Genomic DNA, 22,243 nt, shown 5'->3' with positions numbered 1-22,243 from the left:
TAACGCGGCGGTCACTCGACGGCGCCGGAGAGCCCCATGTCGGCGACGGCGCGGGCCAACGCATTGCGCACCGCGGTCCGCGTGTTGGCGCCGCCGACGACCCAGCTCCCCACGGTGACGAAGACGTGCCGACCGGTGCGGCCAGACCCCACGAACAGCATCCCGCCCATGCGGTCGAGTACCGCGGCGGTGTTCGGCTCCAGCATCCGCACCCCGAGGAAGTCGGCGTCGGTCCCGTCGGGACGGTTGGTCTCCGGGGGCAGCACGCCCAGGTTGGAGCACCCGATCGGGTTGCCGACCTGCTGAACCAGACCCTCCAGGCGGCGGACCAGGAAGGCGGGGGTCAGCGGCACCAACGCCAGTGGACCCAGAAGCTCGTTGGGAGTCTCGGCGAGTTCGGTCAGGGCGGCCTTGAGATCGGCGCGCACCGTGCGCAGATCGGTTGTGACGACGTTCGGGTCGACGGTCACCGCGGCGGCGGTCAGCGCGTTGGCCCTGGTGTCGCCCGGCGTGCGCTCGCTGACCGGCAGCGACGCCCGCACCATGCCGTCGGAGTCGACGCGCCCCAGAATCCGACCTAATCGCGCGCTCAGTCCGACGAACAGCGAATTGCTGCTGCCGCCAAGTTCTTTGGCGCGCCGGTCCCATTGCTCGACGTCGACGAAGATGGCCGAGTTGGGCGGCACGACGATCTCGCCGGAGGCCCCGCGCGTACGGGTCTTGCCACCCGACTTGACCGACGTGGACAGCCCCTCGCTCTCGCTCCTGGCCACCCGGGCCGCCGCGACGACGGCCCTCGCCATCTCCGGCACGTCCCGCAACGCCTTGGCGCCGTCCTCGCGCAGTGCCTGCCTACGCGGACGGGCGCCCGGACGCGGATACCCGAGGTCGCGCCGAACTCCGTTCACGGCGTCGACGATCGCGTCGATGATGGCCTTCGCGTCGCCTACCGAGTGCGACACGACCAGGGTGACCGCGCTGCCGCCGTCGGTGAGGGGTTGCACCCCGAGGTGCCAGGCCGGCCCGTGCTGGGGGTCGACGGGGCGGCGCAACCGCTCGTCGGCCCAGGTCCACACCTCGGCTCTCGGCCGGTCCTCGACGGCGATCTCCACCGACGCCGGGCCGGGCGCCGCGACCCAGCGGTCCCGGCCGAAGGGCAGTGCCGAGCGTTCGATGTGCCGGCCCAGCAGACCGAAGCCGAGGTTGGCGTGGAGGCGACGCAGCCCGTCCAGGTCGACGGCACGCTCGTAGATCCAGGTGAACTGAATCAGGGGGCCGCGGCCGAGCGCCCGCAACGCGAGGAAGGAACCCTGGTCGATGTAGGCGAGCGTATTGTCCACTGCCACATGCTAAGCGCCGGTCAGTGCGACTCGGTCAGCCAGGCGTCGGTGACCGCGACGACGTCGACGATCCCGACGGCGAGCTGACCTGCGACGAACGTGGCGATCGCGCCGCCGATGAGGGGCACCTTGACGTTCACCGTGGCGGTGCCGGTGAGTCGTGTGCCAGGGCCGTCCGGCGCCAGGTCCACCACCCCGCGTCCCGACATCGGGGTGCGCGGCGCGTGCACGGTGATCTCGCCGCGAGCACGGTCACCCTCGTCGACCCACACCTCGCGCTGCACGATCTCCAGCGACGCCAGCCGTAGCCGCCGAAGCGGATCGGGGAGTTGGTCGCCGCCGAACCGCATGGTCATGGTCACGGCGGTCCGGCCCGCGGAGTCGGTGTCGAGCGTGTCCAGGGTGGGCGAACCTCCCTCGAAGGCGCCCAGCCGCGATCGCCAATAGCGTTCGTCGCGAAAGGCCGCCAGAATGGCGGGCAACCGATGAGGCGACTGCGCGGTCAGAGGCACCGAACGCGACATCGAACGCCCCCGCCATCTCGTGAAGTCATCGAGCCAAAAACCAACGTTGCCCGGCGATCAGCGATCGTCGGGCACCGATGGGGACGTCGATCAGAACGGCGGCGCGGGAAGGCCGAGCGGGTTGAGCGGGTTGATGGACGGAAGCGAAGGACCTGCGATCTGCGGTTGCAAGTTGACCGCGAGGTTCGGCACCAGGCCAAGGCCGACGCTCGGCAATACGACGTCGGGCAGGTTGACCGTGCCCAGCGACGGAATACCGCCTGGCAGACCACCCAAACCGCCACCAAGTCCGCCGCCACCGGCGGCCAGCGAGGGCGGGGGCGGCAGGGCTTGCAGCTGCTTGCTGATACCGGCGACCAGGTCGACGCACTGGTGGTTCTCTTCGTCGACGACGGTGCCGTCGGGGCAGTTCAGGCCCTTCTCCGCGGGCGCCGGCTTGGTGTTCGTGTCGGCGTGGCCGATCGCAGGAACGACGACGGTCCCGTACAGCAAGGGGCCCACGGCGAGTGCCGAGCCGGACGCGAGGGTCAGCAGAACTCGCTTCAATCGGACAGTCATGAAATTCCTTGCAATGAATTGAGGCAACGAACGAATCGAATTGAGTGTAGACAATTGTTTGGTCGCTGCCCACCGCTGAGCAAATCCGGTAAATGGAATGTTTGTCGAAAGCGCTCGTGGGCAGGTCAGGCTCCCCTCGACTCTCGGCGCGTCGGTCGCGCGCCCTAGCATCGCCTGCATGGAGGGGCGGTGGGTGCTGCACTTCGACATGGATGCGTTCTTCGCCTCCGTCGAACAGTTGACGCGACCCACCCTCCGTGGCCGGCCGGTATTGGTCGGCGGGCTCGGCGGCCGCGGCGTGGTCGCGGGCGCGAGCTATGAGTCGCGCGTGTTCGGCGCCCGGTCCGCGATGCCGATGCATCAGGCGCGGCGGATGGTCGGACCCGCCGCGGTCGTGTTGCCGCCGCGTGGCGTGGTCTACGGGGTGGCCAGCAGCAAGGTGCTCGACACCGTTCGCGCCATGGTTCCGGTCCTCGAGCAGTTGTCCTTCGACGAGGCCTTTGGCGAGCCGGCCGAGCTCGCCGGAGCCGACGCCGACGACGTCCGCGTGTTCTGCGAGGAACTGCGCGCCAGGGTGCGCGCCGAGACGGGACTGGTGGCCTCCGTCGGCGCTGGTTCCGGCAAGCAGCTCGCCAAGATCGCCTCCGGTCTGGCCAAGCCGGACGGCATCCGCGTCGTCCGCCGTGAGGAGGAGCAGGCGCTGCTGGCCGGGCTGCCGGTGCGCCGGTTGTGGGGCATCGGACCGGTCGCCGAGGAGCGGCTGCATCGGCTCGGAGTCGACACCGTGGGCGCGCTGGCGGCGTTGAACGCCTCGGAGGTCGCCGACATCCTCGGCGCCACCGTGGGACCCGCGCTGCACCTGCTCGCCAGGGGCGTCGACGACCGGCCCGTTGCGGAACGGTTGAGCGCCAAGCAAATCAGCGCCGAGTCGACCTTCGCGACCGACCTGAACACGCTCGACCAGCTGCGCGAGGCGACGGGTCCGATCGGGGAGCACGCCCACGCGCGGCTGATGCGCGACGGCCGGGGGGCGCGCACCGTCACCGTGAAGCTGAAGCGCTCCGACATGAGCACCCTGACCAGATCGGCCACCCTGCCATACGCCACCGCGGACCCGGCCACGTTGATCGGCACCGCGCACCGGCTACTGCTCGACCCGGTGGAGATTGGGCCGGTGCGGCTGCTCGGGGTGGGTTTCTCCGGACTGTCCGACGTGCTGCAGGAGTCGTTGTTCCCCGACCTGGAGCAGACGTTGGAGGCGTCCGTCGGCCTGCAGGCAGGTCCGGTGGCCGCGGTCAACGAGCCTGCCGACGTGGCCTGGCGCATCGGCGACGACGTCACCCACAGCCGATTTGGCCACGGCTGGGTCCAAGGCGCTGGGCACGGGGTGATGACGGCGCGCTTCGAGACCCGTGCCAGCGGGCCTGGGCAGGCGCACACGCTCGCCCTCGACAGCCCCGAGGTCGCCAGGGCGAACCCGGTGGACAGCCTGGACTGGCCGGAGTACGTCGCCGCGATGGCCGAGGCGGAGTGATCACCGCACCGCGGCGGGGCGGACCTCGGGTACGTCGCTCCATCGCGCGAAGACCTCGGCGACCGGCTGGCCGGCGGTCAGCGCCGCCGCCAACAGCACGCGGGATTGCGGCGGCGGCAACGTCGCCGCGACCACCGCGCCCGCGTCGACCAGCATTCGCCCCGGCCCGTACCCGACGGTGACGCGGGCGCCGGGCACCCTGCTGGAGAGCACCACGGCCACGCCGGCCGCGCACGCGCGGCGTACACCCTCGATCACCGCATGGGCGGCGTTGCCCGAGCCGAGGGTCTCCAGGACGACGCCGCGGGCCCCGGCCGCGACGCAGGCGTCCAGCGCCACCGCGTCGCTACCCGCGTAGGTCGCCACGACGTCGACCCGGGGCGCCGTCGCCGCGATCACCTCGCCGAGCGACGGCCGTCGGCGCGGTCCGGGCGTCACGTCGACGCCGACGAAGCCGGCGCCGGTCTTGGTGAGTCCCAACGGTTGCCAGATCGTGCCGGCCAAGGTCACGACCACCCCGATGCCCCTGGCGTCGGGGTTCGCCGCCAGCGTCACGGCGTCGTGGAGGTTGGCCGGACCGTCCGCGTCCTCGGCGTCGGCGCTACGCATCGCCCCGGTGAGCACGACGGGCAGGTCACCGTGGTGGGTCAACTCCAGCCACAGCGCGGTCTCCTCCATCGTGTCGGTGCCGTGGGTGATCACCACACCGTCGGCGCCGGCCCGGGCCGCCGAGGCCACCGCGGCGCGCATCCGGTCCCAGTCCGCGGGCTGCACCTGCGAACTGTCCACGGCCATCAGGTCAACCACGTCGACGTCGACGCCGGTGTGCAGGCCCGCCGTCAGGTCGTCACCGGTCTGCGTGGGCCGTGCCACGCCGTCGGCGCCGGTGCTGGTGGCGATGGTGCCGCCCGTGGTGACGACGACGACGCGGCTCATCCGGTGACGGCCCGCGGGCACGCTTGCATCATGCGGCGATCATTCCCCATCGGCTCTTTGGGATGATGGGGGAGTGACTGACGAATCAACGGGATCGACGGAGTCCGCGACCGCGGGCGACGACACCGCCGCACCGCCGCGGCGGCGGCGCCTGCGCCTGTTGATCTCGGTCGCCTCCGTCGTACTGCTTCTCGACGTGGTGACGAAGGTGCTGGCCGTCAGGTTGCTGACGCCGCAACAGCCGGTGTCGATCATCGGCGACACGGTGACGTGGACGCTGGTGCGCAACTCCGGGGCCGCGTTCTCGATGGGCACCAGCTACACCTGGGTGTTGACCCTGGTCGCCTCCGCCGTCGTCGTCGGCATCATCTGGATGGGCCGCCGTCTGGTCTCGCCGTGGTGGGCGCTGGGGCTCGGCATGATCCTCGGCGGCGCGCTCGGCAACCTCGTCGACCGCTTCTTCCGTTCTCCTGGGCCGCTGCGCGGGCACGTCGTGGACTTCCTGTCGATCGGGTGGTGGCCGGTGTTCAACGTCGCCGACCCGGCGGTCGTGGGTGGGGCGATTCTGTTGGTGGCGCTGTCGCTGTTCGGGTTCGACTTCGATACCGAGGGGAGGCGCCAGCCGGACCGAGCATCGGATACCGAGGGGAGGCGCCAGCCGGACCGAGCATCGGATACCGAGGGGAGGCGCCAGCCGGACCGAGCATCGGATACCGAGGAGCCCGAGAGGACCACCGCAGGCCCGGTGACCGAAGCCGATACCGAGAGGGACTGATGACGACCCGGTCCATGCCGGTGCCGGAGGGTCTGGCGGGCATGCGCGTCGACGCCGGTGTGGCCCGGCTCCTCGGGTTGTCCCGCACCATCGCGGCGACGATGGCCGAAGACGGCGGCGTCGAATTGGACGGCAGCCCCGTCGGCAAGTCCGACCGCCTCGTCGCGGGCGCGTGGCTCGAGGTGCGACTGCCGGAACCAGCTGCGCCCCTTGACAATCCGCCGGTCGACATCGAGGGCATGGACATCCTCTACGCCGATGACGACATCGTCGCCGTCGACAAGCCCGCCGGGGTGGCCGCGCACGCGTCGGTCGGGTGGACGGGTCCGACCGTGCTGGGCGGGCTGGCGGCGGCGGGCTTTCGGATCACGACCTCCGGCGTGCCGGAGCGCAAGGGCATCGTGCAGCGTCTCGACGTCGGCACCTCCGGGGTGATGGTGGTGGCGATCTCCGAGCATGCGTACACGGTGCTCAAGCGGGCCTTCAAGGAACGGACGGTCGAGAAGCGGTACAGCGCGCTGGTGCAGGGCCATCCCGATCCGTCCAGCGGCACCATCGACGCGCCCATCGGACGGCACCGCAGCAACGACTGGAAGTTCACGGTCAGCGAGGGCGGCAGGCACAGCGTCACCCACTACGACACCGTGGAGGCCTTCGCTGCCGCCAGCCTGCTCGACGTGCACCTGGAGACCGGGCGCACGCATCAGATCCGGGTCCACTTCTCGGCGCTGCATCACCCGTGCTGCGGTGACCTCACCTATGGCGCCGACCCGACCCTGGCCAAGCGGCTCGGTTTGGAACGGCAGTGGTTGCACGCCCGCCAGCTGGCGTTCGCCCACCCCGCCGACGGCCGCCGCGTCGAGATCACCAGCCCGTACCCGGCCGATCTCCAACACGCGCTGGACGTGCTGCGGCATCACGACTCGTGAGTGACGGCTCGATCGCCGAATCACGCAGGCGTACCGGCTTGTTCGCCGGTGTCGGCGCCTACGTCTGGTGGGGGTTGTGCCCCGGGTTCTTTCCACTGCTGTTGCCGGCCGGTTCGCTGGAGGTGCTCGCACACCGCATCGTGTGGAGCGCAGTGTGCCTGTGCGCGGTGCTGGCGGTCGCGGGTCGGTTCGGGGACTTGCGGACGCTCGGGGGTCGCACGTGGCTGCTGTTGCTCGGGGCCTCGGCGCTCATCTCGGTGAACTGGGGCATCTACATCTGGGCGGCCACCAACGGTCACGTCGTCGACGCGGCACTCGGCTACTTCGTGACACCGCTGGTCACGGTGGCGTTGGGCGTCGTGGTGTTTCGGGAGCGCATCGGGCGGTGGCAGCTGGTGGCCATCGGCTTGGCCGTGACGGCCGTCGTGGTCTTGACCGCCGAGGTGGGCTCCCCGCCGTACGTCGCGGTCGGACTGGCCGTGTCGTTCGCGTTGTACGGCTTGGTGAAGAAGGTGGTGGTCGCCGACCCGCGGGTGAGCGTCGCCGTCGAGACCTTGCTCGCACTGCCGCTGGCCGTCGGCTATCTGGTCGTCCTCCAGATCCTGGGGCAGGGCCACGTCGTCGGCTACGGCACGGGCCACGCCGCGTTGCTTGTCCTGGCGGGGCCGGTGACGGCGATACCGCTGCTGTTGTTCGCCGCGGGCGCCCAACGTCTGCCGATGGTGACGATGGGCCTGCTGTTCTACCTGAACCCGGCGTTGCAGATGTGCTGGGGCGTGCTCGTCGCCCACGAACCGATGCCGATCGGTCGGTGGGTCGGGTTCGGGCTGATCTGGCTGGCGCTCGCGGTGTTCACCGCCGACGCGGCCCGTCGCGCCAGGACGTTGCCGGGCGAACCCGATGTGGTGAGCCCGTCGACGTAGGTGGCCTCTTGGCCACACTCCAGTGACGGGACCGGTCCGGCCGGAGCGGTCGCGCCATCACGGCGCGATGGACGACGAGATGTCGTGAAAGCCCGGTCGGTCAGGGGCTTTCCGATCATGCCCCACGGCGCGGCGGCCGCCCGCCTCGGCCACCCGCCGCGGAGCGATCGGCCCTCCGCGCGACGCCGGATGGTCGACCACCGTGCCGCCAGGTCGCGACGGGCCAACGATTGACCAGCTGACAGCTATGCCATAAAGTTTGCCAGCATGACCCAGCGCGACGACCGGTCGACCGTGGTGGCGCGCAGGCGCGGACGTCCCGTCAACTCCGATTCGGTGGAGACGCGCAATCGCATCCTTCGAGCGGCCCGACAGGTGGTCAACGAGCGCGGTTATCAGGCGACGACGTTCCAGGCGATCGCGGTGGCGGCGGATCTGAGCCGCCCCACCCTGCACTACTACTTCGCGTCCCGCGAGGAGATCTACCAGTGCCTGGTGGTCGAGGCAGGCGCCGTCGTCGCCGAACTCGTCGAGCAGGCGCGGCGGCCGGCAACCCTGACCGAGCAGTTCGCCGCCCTCGTCTCGGCGCTGCGGCACGTCGACGCCCGCGACCGCTCGCAGGTCGCGTTCATCGTCACCGCCCGGTTGGAATCGGCCAGGAACCCCGAGCTGCGCCCGTACGCGAGCACCGGAATCCGTGACTGCTTGATGGAACTGGTGAGTAACGCGCGCGCCCGCGGCGAACTCGCCGACGGCGTCGAGGTCACCCCGGTCGTCGACGTGCTGCACGCACTGCTGCTGGGAATCGTCTTCTACGCGGGCTTCGTCGACGACGTGTCCGACCTGTCCGCGATCACCACCGAGTTGGACCGCCTGGTGGTGCACGGACTGGGCCGGTGTGGCGCGGCGCCGGCGACTCGTCACGACACGACCGACGACACGCCGAGCGCCGTCGGGGGGCGGCCATAGACTGGCGGCCCTATGGTCGATCAGTCTGCTCCCCGGGCCAGCGCTGCTGGCAAGTCGTTCGTGCATCTGCACAATCACACCGAGTACTCCATGCTCGACGGGGCGGCGAAGGTCAAGCCCATGTTCGCCGAGGCGGAGCGGCTCGGCATGTCTGCCATCGGCATGACCGACCACGGAAACATGTTCGGCGCCAGCGAGTTCTACAACGCCGCGACGGCTGCCGGCATCACACCGATCATCGGGGTCGAGGCCTACATCGCGCCAGGCTCCCGCTTCGACACCAAGCGTGTGCTCTGGGGTGACCCCAGCCAGAAGTCCGACGACGTCTCGGGCAGCGGCGCCTACACCCACATGACCATGGTCGCGGAGAACGCCACGGGTCTGCGCAACCTGTTCAAGCTGTCGTCGCTGGCCTCGTTCGAGGGTCAGCTCGGCAAGTGGTCGCGGATGGACGCCGAGATCATCGCCGAACACGCCGAGGGCATCATCGCCACCACGGGGTGTCCGTCGGGCGAGGTGCAGACCAGGCTGCGGTTGGGCCACTATGAGGAAGCGACGGCTGCAGCTGCTAAGTGGCAGGAGATCTTCGGCAAGGAGAACTTCTTCCTGGAGTTGATGGACCACGGCCTGGACATCGAACGCCGCGTCCGTGAGGGTCTGCTCGAGGTCGGCCGCACGCTGAACATCCCACCGCTGGCCACCAACGACTGCCATTACGTCACCAGGGATGCCTCGCGCAACCACGAGGCGTTGCTGTGCGTCCAGACGGGCAAGACCCTCTCGGATCCGACGCGCTTCAAGTTCGACGGCGACGGTTACTACCTCAAGTCGGCGCAGGAGATGCGGGCGCTGTGGGACGACGAGGTGCCCGGTGCCTGTGATTCGACGTTGCTGATCGCCGAGCGGGTGCAGTCCTACGCCGACGTGTGGGCGCCCAAGGACCGGATGCCGATCTTCCCGGTGCCCGAGGGCCACGACCAGGGGTCGTGGTTGACCCACGAGGTCACCGAGGGGCTGAAGCGCCGGTTCAAGGGCGCGCCCGTCCCGCAGGCGTACACCGACAGGGCCATGTTCGAGATCAAGGTCATCTGCGACAAGGGCTTTCCGTCGTACTTCCTGATCGTCGCCGACCTCATCAACTACGCCAAGTCCGTCGACATCCGGGTGGGCCCGGGCCGCGGGTCGGCCGCAGGCTCGCTGGTGGCCTACGCGATGGGCATCACCAACATCGACCCGATTCCGCACGGCCTGCTCTTCGAGCGGTTCCTCAACCCCGAACGTCCGTCGGCTCCCGACATCGACATCGACTTCGACGACCGCCGCCGCGGCGAGATGCTGCGCTACGCGGCCAACCGGTGGGGCAGTGACCGGGTGGCCCAGGTCATCACCTTCGGCACCATCAAGACGAAGGCCGCACTGAAGGACTCGGCTCGCGTCAACTACGGCCAGCCGGGCTTCGCGATCGCCGACCGGATCACCAAGGCGCTGCCGCCGCCCATCATGGCCAAGGACATCCCGCTCTCGGGCATCACCGATCCGACCCACGAGCGGTACAAGGAGGCCGCCGAGGTCCGCGCACTGCTCGACACCGACCCCGACGTGCGGGCCATCTACGAGACCGCGCGTGGCTTGGAGGGTCTGGTCCGCAACGCCGGCGTGCACGCCTGCGCGGTGATCATGAGCTCCGAGCCGCTGATCGAGGCGATCCCCCTGTGGCGGCGCCCGCAGGACGGCGCCGTCATCAGCGGGTGGGACTATCCGTCGTGTGAGGCCATCGGTCTGCTGAAGATGGACTTCCTCGGCCTGCGGAACCTGACGATCATCGGCGACTGCATCGACAACATCAAGGCCAACCGGGGGATCGACCTCGACCTGGAGTCCTTGGAGCTCGACGACCCCAAGGCCTACGAGTTGCTGGGCCGCGGCGACACGCTCGGGGTGTTCCAGCTCGACGGCGGGCCGATGCGAGATCTGTTGCGCCGCATGCAACCCACGGAGTTCAACGACATCGTCGCCGTGCTCGCGCTGTACCGGCCCGGCCCGATGGGCATGAACGCGCACAACGACTACGCCGACCGCAAGAACGGCCGGCAGGCGATCAAGCCCATCCACCCGGAACTGGAGGAGCCCCTCAAGGAGATCCTCTCCGAGACCTACGGCCTGATCGTCTACCAAGAGCAGATCATGTTCATCGCCCAGAAGGTCGCCGGCTACTCGATGGGCAAGGCCGACGCGCTGCGAAAGGCCATGGGCAAGAAGAAGCTCGAGGTCCTCGAGGCCGAGTACAAGGGTTTCCGCGAGGGCATGACGGCCAACGGATTCTCCGAGGCTGCGGTGAAGGCGCTGTGGGACACCATCCTCCCGTTCGCCGGCTACGCGTTCAACAAGTCGCACGCCGCCGGGTACGGGCTGGTGTCGTACTGGACGGCCTACCTCAAGGCCAACTTCCAGGCCGAGTACATGGCCGGTCTGCTCACCTCGGTCGGCGACGACAAGGACAAGGCCGCCGTGTACCTGGCCGACTGCCGCCGCCTCGGCATCACCGTGCTGCCGCCGGACGTCAACGAGTCCGTGGTCAACTTCGCCTCGGTGGGCGAGGACATCCGCTTCGGCCTCGGTGCGGTGCGCAACGTCGGTGCCAACGTGGTCACCTCGCTGATCAACACGCGCGACGAGAAGGGCAAGTACACCGACTTCTCGGACTACCTCAACAAGATCGACGTCACCGCCTGCAACAAGAAGGTGACGGAGTCCTTGGTCAAGGCCGGGGCGTTCGACTCGCTCGGGCATCCCCGCAAGGGCTTGTTCCTGATCCACACCGACGCGGTCGACTCCGTGCTGGGCACCAAGAAGGCCGAGGCGATGGGTCAGTTCGACCTCTTCGGCGGGGGAGACGGATCCGATGCCGACGCCGGCGGTTCGGTGTTCGCGATCAAGGTGCCCGACGAGGAGTGGGAGGACAAGCACAAGCTGGCGCTCGAGCGGGAGATGCTGGGGCTGTACGTGTCCGGCCACCCGCTCAACGGCATCGCGCACCTGCTGTCGGCACAGGTGGACACCCACATCCCGGCGATCCTCAACGGGGACGTGGCCAACGATTCGCAGGTGCGGGTCGGCGGCATCCTGGCGTCGGTCAACCGGCGGGTCAACAAGAACGGAATGCCCTGGGCCTCAGCTCAATTGGAGGATCTCACCGGCGGCATCGAGGTGATGTTCTTCCCTCACACGTACTCGACCTTCGGCGCCGAGATCGCCGACGACACCGTCGTCGTCGTCAGCGGCAAGGTCAACTCGCGTGACGACCGGCTGTCACTGATCGCCAACGACCTCGTCGTCCCGGACTTCTCCAACGCCCAGGCCGACCGTCCGGTGGCGGTGAGCCTGCCCACCCGGCAGTGCACCGTCGAGAAGGTGGTCGCCCTCAAGCAGGTGCTCGCCAATCACCCCGGCACGTCCCAGGTGCGGTTGCGGTTGATCAGCGGTGACCGCATCACCACCCTCGAACTGGACCAGGCGCTACGCGTCACGCCGTCGTCGGCGTTGATGGGCGATCTCAAGGCGCTGCTGGGCCCCGGCTGCCTCGGCGGCTAGCGCAACACGTTCACCGCGCGGGCGATCACCAGGGCGATGGTGGTCGTCGACACCAGGGCCTGCAGCGTCATCATGCCCTTGGCCCAGCGGGCCAGCGGCATCGTGTCGGTGGGGGAGAACGCGACCACGTTGGTGAAGCTGACGTAGAGGTAGTCCACGAAGGTGGGGCGCCAGTCGGGTCTCGCCTTGCTCGGATCGGTCATCTGCGGAAACAGGAAGTCCGGGTAGGGCTGCTCGCCCGAACGTCGCGCGAACGGCCCGCCGCGATCCAGCTCCCAGAACCAGATGCCGAATGCGATGACGTTGGTGACGAAGATCGCCGCACCGCCGCCGAGTAGCACGGCCGCGTCGTTGCTGACCTCGCCGCCGAGGATCCGTCTGGCCAGCACGACGGCCGACGCGCAGTTGTCGACGGTGATGGCGGCGGTGAGGATCAGGCTGGCCCACCGGCCCACGGTGGTGCGCCGGGACATGCGCATCGGGTTGACGACCAGGGTCACCACGACCAGCAGCAGTTCCATGCCGATCAGGGGCCATCGGGGCAGGACGGTGTACTGCACCGGGATGGCGTGCTGAATCACGATGGCGGCCACGATGGCGATCAGCACCGGCCAGCGGTTCTCGGGGTCGCCGGGCCGCAACCACGACGGAACGGCGTGCTCGGCGCCGCCCGCGAGGCGCTCGGCGCGCCGGACGAAGTCCTGGACTTCCTGCGGTCGGTCGTCGCCACCGTGCGCGTCTTGGCCCATCAGAACAGTGTGTGGGCCACGATGGAGGAATGAGCCACGACACGACTGTCGATTCCCTGCACGTCAGCCAGTGGGTCGACGCGGACGCCGCGGAAGTCTACGAATTCGCCGCCGACCCCGCCAACCTCGGCCGGTGGGCGGCCGGTCTCGCCGATCCGCAGCTCGCCACGGCCGAGGTGCGGTTCGTCGAGCCCAACGCGTTCGGGGTACTGGACCACGTGGTGACGCTGCCCGACGGGACGCGCTTCTACAACCCGATGCGGGTGATTCCGGCGGGCCTGGACCGGCGGGGGTGCGAGGTCGTGTTCACGGTGCGTCGCGTCGACGGCGTGACCGACGAGCAGTTCGCCTCCGACGCGGCGGCGGTGGCAGCGGACCTGGCGACGCTACGCAGCCTGGTCGAGAAGGACGGTTAGGCGTCCGAGGAGCGGATCAGCACCTGTGCCAGCCAGACGACGACCGCAGCGGCGGTGCCACCGAGCACGGCGGGTGCGGCGCTGGCGGTCATGCCGCCGACGACGAGGAACACCACCGCGCCGACCGCGAGGGCCACCAGCTTGTAGGCAGGCCACGGGACGCCGGCGATGTGAACTTCCGATGGCGTGGTCATGTCACCACGATAGCTCGTAAACGAGGTTTCGGGTAGCCGAAACTTCGAGTGTGGCCGTGTGTGCCCGTACGGAGCCAAACCCGTTTCTCCTGCCCGGTGGGGTAGTGGCACCATTGATCGGTGTCCGCCGAACTGAGTCAGACCTCTCGCCGTCCCGCGCCGCTCGGCGCCTCGGACATCGACGAGGCGGCTCTGCGAATTTCCGGCGTGGTGAGCCGGACTCCACTGGAGTACGGCGACCGGCTCTCGGCGATCACCGGCCTCGAGGTGTACCTCAAGCGTGAGGACCTGCAATCGGTACGCAGCTACAAGCTGCGCGGTGCCTACAACCTGTTGATGCAACTACCGCCCGACCAGCTCGCGGCGGGCGTTGTGTGCGCGTCGGCGGGCAACCACGCCCAGGGCTTCGCGAAGGCGTGCCGCTCGATGGGCGTGCACGGCCGGGTGTACGTGCCCGCCAAGACTCCCAAGCAGAAGCGCGACCGGATCCGCTACCACGGCGGCGACTTCATCGAGCTGATCGTCGGCGGCGCCACGTTCGACGTAGCCGCGGCGGCCGCACTCGCCGACGTCGAGCGGACCGGTGCCACGCTGGTGCCGCCGTATGACGACCTGCGCACCATGGCCGGTCAGGGCACCATCGCCGTGGAGATCCTCCAGCAGCTGGAGGCCGAGCCCGACCTGGTCATCGTGCCCGTCGGCGGTGGCGGCTGCATCAGCGGCATCACCACCTACCTGGCCGAACGCACGGTCAAGACCTCGGTGCTCGGCGTCGAACCGGCCGGTGCGGCCTCGATGCTCGCGGCGCTGGCGACCGGCGAGCCCGTGACGCTGGACCACGTCGACCAGTTCGTCGACGGCGCCGCCGTCGCCCGCGCCGGCGCGCTCCCGTACGCGGTGCTGTCGGCGGCCGGCGACATGGTGTCGATCACGTCGGTCGACGAGGGTGCGGTGTGCACCGCGATGCTGGATCTCTATCAGAACGAGGGCATCATCGCCGAGCCTGCCGGCGCGCTGTCGGTGGCGGCGCTGATGGAGGCGTGCACCGAGGGCACCGTGGAGCCGGGGTCGACCGTCGTGTGTCTGATCTCCGGCGGCAACAACGACGTGTCCCGCTACAACGAGGTGCTCGAGCGGTCCCTGGTGCACCTCGGCCTCAAGCATTACTTCCTGGTCGACTTTCCGCAGGAACCGGGCGCTCTGCGGCGATTCCTCGACGAGGTGCTCGGCCCCGGCGACGACGTCACCCTGTTCGAGTACGTCAAGCGCAACAACCGCGAGACCGGTGAGGCACTCGTCGGGGTGGAACTCGGTTCGGCGGCGGGGTATGACGGCTTGATGGAGCGGATGCGCAGCTCCGACATGCACGTCGAGGCACTCGAACCCGGCTCCCCGGCGTACCGCTACCTGACGTGAGCCGCCGACCACCGGTCAGCTGAACACGCCGATCCCGATGAGGATGGCGCCGACGACGCCGACGAACATGCCCGCCTGCCGTCGCGTGCGCTTGCGAATCCAGGTGCTCGTGTTCTGCACCCAGACGCGGGTCCTCTCCGGCGCCACGATGAAGCTCAGCAGCGGGATCGACGCTCCCGCCCCGGCCAGCAGCAGGAAGGTCAGCAATGCCAAGGCCTGCTCGAGCGCGGGTGCCTTGGAGGCGATGATGATCGCCAGCAGGACGAAGTAGTCGATGCTCGGCATGGCCGTGGCCGCTCCGATGGAGGCCGACAGCGCCGAGGATTCGCCCTTGAGGAAGCGCCGGACCCGGCGGAGCACCAGCGCGCGCCGACTCGTCGGCAGCGGCGCGGCGTCGGCGACGGGCGCATCCTCGGCACCGCCGGTCTGCGGAACCTTCTGCCGGGTGAACCGGTCCAGCGGGATGTTGGAGGCCAGCACCGCGGCCAGGAGCAGCAACACCACACCGAACGCGATCTGCAGCGGCGCCGGGCTGATGTCGCTGTGGCCGAAGAAGCTGTGGTGGAACACGAACAAGACCGTGAATCCCACGGTGAGGCTGATCGTCAGGCCCGTGAGCTGGAACACGATCAGATGCCGGATGGGACGCGGCCTCGTCAGCAGGAGCGCGATCAACCCGAGGCGGGTGGGCTCGATGCTCACCGTGAGGCCGAGCAGAATTACCGTCGTCCACACCAGCGGGAACGTACCGTCTCGCACTCGGGGTTAGCAACTCGTGTCACCCGGCGCGAGCAACGTCCTCGAGCAGATCCGCGGCCGTCGTGACGCTCTCCGACGGCCGGCTCATCCGGTCGGCGACGAGTCGTGCCCGCTCGGAGGTGTTGCGGTCCAACACCGTTCGCAGGTCGGCGAGCAACGACTCGCGGGTGGTCGTCGACAACCGGCGGTACGTGCCGACGCCGAGGCGTTCGACCTGCTTGCCCCACAGCGGCTGTTCGGCGGCCACCCACAACACCAGGGTGGGGACGCCGGCGCGCAGCCCGGCAGCCGTCGTGCCCGCTCCGCCGTGGTGGACGACGGCGCGGCACCTCGGAAACACCGCGGCATGGTTGACGGCGGTGACGACCTTGACGGCGTCGGTGGTGGCGACCTCGTCGGACGCCGACGATCCGGCACAGATCAGCGCTCGCGTGCCGAGCGTGGCGCAAACGTCGCGGATGAGACCCATCGTCGTGGTGAAGTGGTCGACGGGCATGCTGCCGAACCCGAAGTAGACGGGCGGGGCACCCGACGCGATCCAGGACTCGACGTCGCCGTCGACCGCGGTGGGCAGCTGCAGTGTCATCGACCCGATGAGGGGGCGGCGGCGCGCGTCCCACTCCTGCGCCAACGCGGGAAAGAACACCGGATCGTAGGCCTGGAGCTCCAGGGCGCCACGGCCCACGATGCGCCCCACCGGCCGAGTGCTCGCCGGCGGCAGTCCCAGCAGCTGCCGCTGCCGGCGCTCGGCGGGTCTGAGCAGCTGCCAGTGCATCCACTCACCGGCGGCGTACGCGCCGCGGACCACCCTCGCCGGAAGTCGAACCGGCATCACGGCGGTGTTGGCGCGGACGGGGAAGTAGTGCACTTCGGCCATGGGGACGCCGAGGGCCTCGGTGACGTTGCCCGCAATCTCCTGGTACGCGGTGCCGGTGACCACCACGTCGGCGCCCGCGGCGAGTGAGGACAGCGTGTTGCTCATCTCGTCCCAGCCGCGGGTGGCGGCGGCGCGGGCCTTGGTCAGCGCTCGGAGTGGGTTGCCCAGCCGTAGCCAGTCCGCCGGGGTGGCGGCCGTGAGGGCGTCGGGTCGTTCGAAGACGTCACCGCGAAGCTGCTGTTGGGAGTCGGGGCCGTAGGCGACCGCAGGGAGGCCGACGGATTCGACGAAGCCGACCAGGTTCGGGGGTACCGCCGTCGCCACGTCGTGTCCGCGACGCTGCAATTCCAACGCCAGTGCCGCGCACGGTTCGACGTCACCCCGGGTGCCGTGGATGGCGACCACGAACGTCAAGCGCGGCCGGGACACTGGCAGTTCGGCGCTCACGTCGACAGACCCTATACTCGTCCGGCGCAACCGCGGCGTCGAGCACGGGTCGCGAACACCGAGAGTCGGGGGCCAGTTGTCGAGCACCGCAGTCAGCGCAGGCCCCGGCCGTCGCCGCCACGTGACGTTCGTGCTGCTGCTGGTCGTGTGGATGGCCCTGCTGGTGGCCATCGCCACGACGGTCGTGCCCAACGGCTACTTCTACTCGTACTTCTCGGTCGACTACTCACATGGGTTCATCCGACGCGGGCTCGCCGGCGAGGTCGTGACGTGGTTTCCGCGGGACCACTACTTCGCCGCGCTGGCCATACTGAGGTGGGTCCTGACGGGGGCATTCAGCCTCGGCCTCGCGCTGCTCGTGTGGGCGGTGCTGGGCCGCGGTGTTCGTTCGCAGCGAAAGCTGCTCCTGGCGCTGCTGATTCCGGTCCTACCGTTCGGGTTTGCCTTCGGTCTGTTCTCGGCGCGTACCGACTTGTTGGGCGCCGCAGCGCTTGCCGCGTTCGCGGTGTCGCTGACGGCGGTGACCGGTCGCCGTTACACCGTCATCCTCAGCGCAGCCCACGGTGTGGTGCTGGCGGTGTTGACCCTGGCCCACGAGGCCACCCCGTTCCTCTTCGCGCTGGGTGCGGTGGCCGCGCTCGCCGTACTCGCACCAGGGCTCGGCAACGGAGTCTTCCGGCTGTGTTCGGTGCTCAGTGTGGGGCCGGGGCTCGCGACCGCGTTGGCGGTGACGGTGTTTGGTGCGCGAGGCATGTCGCAGGCGTTGTGCCAATCGGTGCCGCACGGGCCGATGAACCATCCCATCGCCGGTCACCTCACGCCCGCTCAGATCCTGCAGGGTGTCCGCTACGAGGTCGACTACCACGACTGGATGTGCCGCGCCATCCTCCCGCTGTTCGACCAGAGTTTCGGCGATGCACTGCACTTCGTCTTCGGCATCGGCCCGGTGGCGCTGGCCGGCTCGACGATCTTCGGGATCGCGGTGTTCGCCGCCGCGATGTATCTCATCGCCCAGGCCTCGGGCGTGCCGGTACGGCGCTTCCTGGACGTCCTGCTGACGCAGAAGGTGGCCGTCGCCCTCGCGCTGGGGTTGTTCCTTCCGGTGTTCCTCACCGGGGTGGACTGGATCCGCTGGTGGACGACCATCGCCTACAACCTCGGAATCGTCTACGTGCTGTATGCGGCTCGGCAACCCGAGATGGGCGAACCGCCGACGCGACGGTCGGTCAGAATCGTTGCGGTGGCCGGGATTGCGCTCGCGCTGCTCCCCGTCGGCGTCATTCCCGTCTTCGGTGCGCCCACCCCGATGTAGCAGCGGTGCTCTAGCTCGTCCGGACTACGGCGAAGGACTGCTTCGGCAGCGTCGTGGAGTCGCCGACCGCTGCGTCGGCCGAGGACAGCACCCCCTCGCCGCGCACCGGAACGGTCACCGAGTCGTCGCCGAGGTTGCAGACGATGGTGAGCGTCCCGCGGTGCAGGGCGATCCAGCGCTGCTCCTCGTCGTAGTCGACCGTCATGTGGTCGAGCCACGGGTCGGCCAGGTCGGGCTCGCGGTGACGCAGCTCGATGAGCGCGCGGTACAGCTGCAGCATGCGAGCGTGGTCGCCGGTGTCCACCTCGTCCCACTTCAGCTTGGACCGCTGGAACGTCTCGGGGTCCTGGGGATCGGGGATTTCGTCGGCGTCCCAACCATGTTCGGCGAACTCCGCCTTGCGGCCCTCGGCGGTCGCACGTGCGAGCTCCGGCTCCGGGTGCGAGGTGAAGAACTGGAAGGGGCTCGAGGACGCCCACTCCTCGCCCATGAACAGCATCGCGGTGTACGGGGAGGTCAGCACCAGCGCCGCCTTGACGGCGAGCTGGCCGTACGTCAGGTTCTGCGAGGGCCGGTCGCCGACGGCGCGATTGCCCACCTGGTCGTGGTCGGAGGTGTAGGCCAATAGGCGGGTGGCGGGGATGGTTGCGGTGTCCAACGGCCGACCGTGGCGGCGGTGCCGGAACGACGAGTACGTCCCGGCGTGAAAGTAGCCGTGCTTCAACGTGTTCGCGAGCGATTCCAGGGAGCCGAAGTCGGAGTAGTACCCCTGCCGCTCACCGGAGACCGCGGTGTGGATGGCGTGGTGGATGTCGTCGTCCCACTGCGCGGTCATGCCGTATCCGCCACGGTCGCGCGGGGTGATGAGGCGCGGATCGTTGAGGTCGCTCTCGGCGATCAACGACAGCGGCCGCCCCAACTGTTCGGCCAGCGCGTCGGTGTCGCTCGACATCTCCTCGAGGATGTGGAAGGCGGTGTGGTCGGCCAGCGCGTGCACCGCGTCCAGCCGCAGACCGTCGGCGTGGAAGTCCCGCATCCAGCGCAGCGCACAGTCGAGGATGTATTGGCGCACCTCGTCGGAATCGGCGTCGGAGACGTTGACGCCCTGACCCCACCCGGTGTTGGCCTCGGTCAGGTAGGGCCCGTACTTGGGCAGGTAGTTGCCCGACGGGCCGAGGTGGTTGAACACGGCGTCGATCAGGATGCCCAGCCCGCGGGCGTGGCAGGCGTCGACCAGACGTGCCAAACCGTCTGGGCCGCCGTAGCTCTCCTGCACGCTGTACCAGAGCACGCCGTCGTAGCCCCAGCCGTGGGTGCCGCTGAAGGAGTTGACGGGCATCAGCTCGACGAGGTCGACGCCGAGGTCGACGAGGTAGTCGAGCTTCTCGACGGCCGAGTCGAACGTACCGCCGGGGGTGAACGTGCCGACATGCAGCTCGTAGATCACCGCACCTTCGATCGACTTGCCCGCCCAGTCGGAGTCGGTCCACGTCACCGACGACGGGTCCCACAGCTGAGACCGCTCGTGCACGCCGTCCGGCTGGCGCGGCGAGCGAGGGTCGGGCAGCACGGTGTCGTCGTCGTCGAGGACGAAGCCGTAGCGCGCGTCGGCGGGAGCGTCGACGGTAGCCCGCCACCACCCGTCGTCGGAGCGCGTCATGGGGTGCAGCGTGCCGTCGACGTCGAGTCGGACCAGCTCGGGCAGTGGTGCCCAGACGGCGAATTCGTGATCAGGCACTGGTGCGCTCCAAGAGGACGGCGGGGAGGTTGGTGAACAGGTCGGCGGCGTCGACCCGGCCGCGCAGCGAGCGGCCGGTGAGGCGGTCGACCCACTCGCCGTCGGGCAGTGCCAATGTGGTGTCACCCCAACCGGTCTCGGCGAGCCGGACGGTCCACCGCTGGGCGGCGACGAGCACGTCGTCACCGCGTTGGAAGGCGATCAGGTGTGCGGCGGCCGCGCCGTCGGGCAACACCGGGCGGTAAGCCCCGCGCAGGTACGACTCGGGATGGTCGGCACGGGAATGCAGGGCGCCGGTGACGATGCGGATCTTGTCGTCGCCCCCCGTCGACGACGCCGCCCGCCGCGCCGCGTAGTCGACGGCCCGCCGGTTGTCGGGGTCGACCAAGCTGTCGTCCCACATTTCGGTGCCCTGGTAGACGTCGGGGATGCCGGGCACCGTCAACGACAGGAGTTTCTGCACGTTCGAGTCGCTACGCGCGTGCACGTCCACGTCGGCCACCAGGCGCGACATCTCGGCCGCCACCGCACCGTCGACGATCTCGTCGAGCCAGGCGTGGACGGCGTCCTCGAACTCGGCGTCGGGCTCGTTCCACGTCGTGTGCAGCGCCGCCTCCCGAATGGCCTTCTCCGCGTAGGCGTGCAGGCGCGAGCGCAGGTCGTCGGTCACGGTGCCGTCGACCGGCCAGACCCCGAAGGCGATCTGCCACAGGAACGCGCCGGTGTCGGCGTCCGGCGGGGGCGTGGTCCGTGCCCAGCCGTCGACCAGCTCGGTCCACCGCGAATGCACTTGGGACAGCACGCCGATTCGCGCGCGGACGTCTTCGCTGCGCTTGGTGTCGTGCGTGGAGAGCGTCACCATCGCCGACGGCCAGAAGCGGGCCCGTAGCGCGCTGGCGTGGTGGAACTCCGCAAGGCTGACGCCGTACCGCTCGGGTTCGCCGCCGACCTCGTTGAGCGAGACCAGCCGGGCGTCACGGTAGAACAGGCAGTCCTCGACCGACTTGGCGGTCACGGCGCCGCAGAGCTGCTGGATGCGGGTGGCCGGTTCGACGTGCTCGAGCGCCGCGGCGACCAGGGTCAGCGGCTCGGCCAAGGACGGCTCGGCAGAGGCGGTTTCGGCCAGCGCCGTCGGCATGATCGCGGTGAGTCCGCGGTAGTCGGAGCGGTACACCCCGATGTGGGACAGCAGGGCGGCGACGGCGTCGGGAATCTTGGGATGGTCGGCGCCGATCGAGGCGACGATCGCGCGGTGCACGCGGGCGAGCTCGCTGGCCAGCGTCCCGGTGGCGGTGTCGACCTTGAGCCGACGGATCACCGGTTCCAGCGGCTCCTCGTCACCCGCGCCGGCCGGGTCGACGAGAACGCCGCCGATTTCGCGCAGCGCGTCGTAGCCCGTGGTGCCCGCGACGGGCAGCGACGGCTCCAGCGCCTCGTCGGGGGCCAGGATCTTCTCGATGACGATCCAGGCGTCTGGTCCGGTGAGCTCCCGCAGCCATTCGAGATAGCCTGCGGGATCGGACAATCCGTCTGGGTGGTCGATGCGCAGTCCGTCGACGAGACCCTCGGTGAACCACCGCTTGACCTCGACGTGGGTGGCGTCGAAGACCTCCCTGTCCTCCTGTCGCAAGGCCGCCAACGAGGTGATGGAGAAGAATCGGCGATAGCCGCAGACGTTGTGCTTCCAGCCGATCAGCTCGTAGTGCTGCCTGCCGTAGACCTCTGCCGGTGATCCGTCGCCGGTGCCCGGGGCGACGGGCCACGTGCGGTCACCGAGGCGTAACACGTCGCCGTCGACGGCCAGGTCGTCGAGGTCGCCGTCGTCGCCCAGCACGGGCAGGACGATCTTGCCGTCGGGGTCCAACGTCCAGTCGACGTCGAAGTAGGAAGCGTAGGGGGAGTCCTTGCCGTGGGTCAGCATGTCCCACCACCACGCGTTCTGAGTGGGATCGTCGACGCCGACGTGGTTGGGCACGATGTCGACGACGAGAGTCATTCCGCGCGCGTGGACCGCCTCGGACAGTGCGTTGAATCCGTCGGCCCCGCCGAGTTCCTCGGAGACAGTGGTGGGGTCGGTCACGTCGTACCCGTGCGTGGAGCCCTTGCTCGCGGTCAGGATCGGCGACAGGTAGAGCGTCGAAACCCCAAGGTCGGCAAGGTAATCGAGTTGGTCGAGCGCATCGGCGAAGGTGAACGCCTCCCCGCTGGCGGGTCCGCGCATCTGCAGGCGGTAGGTCGAGAGGATCGTCATGATGG

At 69.3% G+C, this 22,243-nt stretch carries 19 protein-coding genes; 9 read left to right on the top strand and 10 right to left on the bottom strand.

Annotation, left to right across the window (positions count from 1 at the left end; translation table 11 throughout):
- Positions 1–11: 11 nt before the first annotated feature.
- The 3 genes from H7K45_RS20115 to H7K45_RS20105 all read right to left on the bottom strand — a co-directional run bounded on the left by H7K45_RS20115 (position 12) and on the right by H7K45_RS20105 (position 2,422).
- On the bottom strand, positions 12–1,340 hold the full coding sequence (locus H7K45_RS20115) for a hypothetical protein (RefSeq protein ID WP_263997727.1): 1,329 nt from the start codon (positions 1,338–1,340) through the stop codon (positions 12–14).
- A gap of 20 nt (positions 1,341–1,360) precedes the next feature.
- Positions 1,361–1,864 (bottom strand): DUF2505 domain-containing protein, encoded by a 504-nt coding sequence (locus H7K45_RS20110; protein ID WP_263997726.1) that lies wholly within the window; start codon positions 1,862–1,864, stop codon positions 1,361–1,363.
- Positions 1,865–1,954: 90 nt separating this feature from the next.
- On the bottom strand, positions 1,955–2,422 hold the full coding sequence (locus H7K45_RS20105) for a hypothetical protein (protein WP_263997725.1): 468 nt from the start codon (positions 2,420–2,422) through the stop codon (positions 1,955–1,957).
- A 178-nt stretch (positions 2,423–2,600) separates the two neighbouring features.
- Between H7K45_RS20105 and H7K45_RS20100 the strand changes: the two genes are divergently transcribed.
- Positions 2,601–3,956 (top strand): DNA polymerase IV, encoded by a 1,356-nt coding sequence (locus H7K45_RS20100; RefSeq protein ID WP_263997724.1) that lies wholly within the window; start codon positions 2,601–2,603, stop codon positions 3,954–3,956.
- Here the strand turns inward: H7K45_RS20100 and H7K45_RS20095 are convergent, their stop codons facing one another.
- Entirely contained in the window at positions 3,957–4,892 is a 936-nt protein-coding gene (locus H7K45_RS20095) for an asparaginase (protein WP_263998371.1), read from the bottom strand. It abuts the gene before it with no gap.
- Positions 4,893–4,965: 73 nt separating this feature from the next.
- Here H7K45_RS20095 and lspA point away from each other — a divergent pair, with 73 nt between their 5' ends.
- The 5 genes from lspA to dnaE all read left to right on the top strand — a co-directional run bounded on the left by lspA (position 4,966) and on the right by dnaE (position 12,079).
- Positions 4,966–5,667 carry a signal peptidase II gene (gene lspA, locus H7K45_RS20090; RefSeq protein WP_372512595.1) on the top strand — a complete coding sequence of 234 codons (702 nt, stop codon included), beginning with the start codon at positions 4,966–4,968 and terminating at the stop codon, positions 5,665–5,667.
- Complete coding sequence (locus H7K45_RS20085) at positions 5,667–6,596, top strand: RluA family pseudouridine synthase (protein ID WP_263997723.1); 930 nt, start codon at positions 5,667–5,669, stop codon at positions 6,594–6,596. The genes lspA and H7K45_RS20085 overlap by 1 nt, the downstream gene beginning before the upstream one ends.
- Complete coding sequence (gene rarD, locus H7K45_RS20080) at positions 6,593–7,519, top strand: EamA family transporter RarD (protein ID WP_263997722.1); 927 nt, start codon at positions 6,593–6,595, stop codon at positions 7,517–7,519. The genes H7K45_RS20085 and rarD overlap by 4 nt, the downstream gene beginning before the upstream one ends.
- Before the next feature lie 267 nt (positions 7,520–7,786).
- Positions 7,787–8,488 carry a TetR/AcrR family transcriptional regulator gene (locus H7K45_RS20075; protein WP_263997721.1) on the top strand — a complete coding sequence of 234 codons (702 nt, stop codon included), beginning with the start codon at positions 7,787–7,789 and terminating at the stop codon, positions 8,486–8,488.
- A gap of 12 nt (positions 8,489–8,500) precedes the next feature.
- Positions 8,501–12,079, top strand: coding sequence for a DNA polymerase III subunit alpha (gene dnaE, locus H7K45_RS20070; protein WP_263997720.1), 3,579 nt, complete (start codon positions 8,501–8,503; stop codon positions 12,077–12,079).
- Here the strand turns inward: dnaE and H7K45_RS20065 are convergent.
- Positions 12,076–12,828, bottom strand: coding sequence for a hypothetical protein (locus H7K45_RS20065; RefSeq protein WP_263997719.1), 753 nt, complete (start codon positions 12,826–12,828; stop codon positions 12,076–12,078). The two genes, dnaE and H7K45_RS20065, sit on opposite strands and share 4 nt — an antisense overlap.
- A 29-nt stretch (positions 12,829–12,857) precedes the next feature.
- Between H7K45_RS20065 and H7K45_RS20060 the strand changes: the two genes are divergently transcribed.
- On the top strand, positions 12,858–13,244 hold the full coding sequence (locus H7K45_RS20060; RefSeq protein WP_263997718.1) for an SRPBCC family protein: 387 nt from the start codon (positions 12,858–12,860) through the stop codon (positions 13,242–13,244).
- Here the strand turns inward: H7K45_RS20060 and H7K45_RS20055 are convergent.
- Positions 13,241–13,438 (bottom strand): hypothetical protein, encoded by a 198-nt coding sequence (locus H7K45_RS20055; RefSeq protein WP_263997717.1) that lies wholly within the window; start codon positions 13,436–13,438, stop codon positions 13,241–13,243. The two genes, H7K45_RS20060 and H7K45_RS20055, sit on opposite strands and share 4 nt — an antisense overlap.
- 120 nt (positions 13,439–13,558) lie before the next feature.
- Here H7K45_RS20055 and ilvA point away from each other — a divergent pair, with 120 nt between their 5' ends.
- Entirely contained in the window at positions 13,559–14,854 is a 1,296-nt protein-coding gene (ilvA, locus tag H7K45_RS20050) for a threonine ammonia-lyase IlvA (protein ID WP_263997716.1), read from the top strand.
- Positions 14,855–14,869: 15 nt separating this feature from the next.
- Here the strand turns inward: ilvA and H7K45_RS20045 are convergent, their stop codons facing one another.
- Both H7K45_RS20045 and H7K45_RS20040 read right to left on the bottom strand, forming a co-directional pair.
- Positions 14,870–15,589, bottom strand: coding sequence for a GAP family protein (locus H7K45_RS20045; RefSeq protein WP_263997715.1), 720 nt, complete (start codon positions 15,587–15,589; stop codon positions 14,870–14,872).
- 43 nt (positions 15,590–15,632) lie between these two features.
- Positions 15,633–16,904, bottom strand: a complete 1,272-nt coding sequence (locus tag H7K45_RS20040) for a glycosyltransferase (RefSeq protein ID WP_263998369.1) — start codon at positions 16,902–16,904, stop codon at positions 15,633–15,635.
- 109 nt (positions 16,905–17,013) lie between these two features.
- On the opposite strand from H7K45_RS20040, the gene H7K45_RS20035 reads away from it, so the two are divergent.
- A complete protein-coding gene (locus tag H7K45_RS20035; RefSeq protein WP_263997714.1) occupies positions 17,014–18,249 on the top strand; it encodes an Rv1490 family membrane protein in 1,236 nt (411 codons plus the stop codon).
- Between the two features lie 10 nt (positions 18,250–18,259).
- On the opposite strand, the gene treZ is transcribed toward H7K45_RS20035, so the two are convergent.
- Both treZ and treY read right to left on the bottom strand, forming a co-directional pair.
- The gene (gene treZ / locus H7K45_RS20030) at positions 18,260–19,987 is read right to left on the bottom strand and encodes a malto-oligosyltrehalose trehalohydrolase (RefSeq protein WP_263997713.1); all 1,728 of its coding nucleotides are present in this window, start codon (positions 19,985–19,987) and stop codon (positions 18,260–18,262) included.
- The gene (gene treY / locus H7K45_RS20025) at positions 19,980–22,238 is read right to left on the bottom strand and encodes a malto-oligosyltrehalose synthase (RefSeq protein ID WP_263997712.1); all 2,259 of its coding nucleotides are present in this window, start codon (positions 22,236–22,238) and stop codon (positions 19,980–19,982) included. Before treY ends, treZ begins: the two co-directional genes overlap by 8 nt.
- Positions 22,239–22,243: the final 5 nt, after the last annotated feature.

This window comes from Mycobacterium yunnanensis (genome assembly GCF_025823185.1).
Classification (GTDB): domain Bacteria; phylum Actinomycetota; class Actinomycetes; order Mycobacteriales; family Mycobacteriaceae; genus Mycobacterium; species Mycobacterium yunnanensis.
This window is presented reverse-complemented; position numbering and strand designations above follow the sequence as displayed.

Excerpts from the sequence above, each read along its gene's own strand:
- H7K45_RS20100 (WP_263997724.1), top strand. The coding sequence starts at position 2,601 with ATGGAGGGGCGGTGGGTGCTGCACTTCGACATGGATGCGTTCTTCGCC.
- H7K45_RS20060 (WP_263997718.1), top strand. The coding sequence starts at position 12,858 with ATGAGCCACGACACGACTGTCGATTCCCTGCACGTCAGCCAGTGGGTC.
- H7K45_RS20105 (WP_263997725.1), bottom strand. The coding sequence starts at position 2,422 with ATGACTGTCCGATTGAAGCGAGTTCTGCTGACCCTCGCGTCCGGCTCG.
- H7K45_RS20095 (WP_263998371.1), bottom strand. The coding sequence starts at position 4,892 with ATGAGCCGCGTCGTCGTCGTCACCACGGGCGGCACCATCGCCACCAGC.
- H7K45_RS20110 (WP_263997726.1), bottom strand. The coding sequence starts at position 1,864 with ATGTCGCGTTCGGTGCCTCTGACCGCGCAGTCGCCTCATCGGTTGCCC.
- treY (WP_263997712.1), bottom strand. The coding sequence starts at position 22,238 with ATGACGATCCTCTCGACCTACCGCCTGCAGATGCGCGGACCCGCCAGC.
- H7K45_RS20065 (WP_263997719.1), bottom strand. The coding sequence starts at position 12,828 with ATGGGCCAAGACGCGCACGGTGGCGACGACCGACCGCAGGAAGTCCAG.
- dnaE (WP_263997720.1), top strand. The coding sequence starts at position 8,501 with ATGGTCGATCAGTCTGCTCCCCGGGCCAGCGCTGCTGGCAAGTCGTTC.
- H7K45_RS20055 (WP_263997717.1), bottom strand. The coding sequence starts at position 13,438 with ATGACCACGCCATCGGAAGTTCACATCGCCGGCGTCCCGTGGCCTGCC.
- H7K45_RS20075 (WP_263997721.1), top strand. The coding sequence starts at position 7,787 with ATGACCCAGCGCGACGACCGGTCGACCGTGGTGGCGCGCAGGCGCGGA.
- H7K45_RS20085 (WP_263997723.1), top strand. The coding sequence starts at position 5,667 with ATGACGACCCGGTCCATGCCGGTGCCGGAGGGTCTGGCGGGCATGCGC.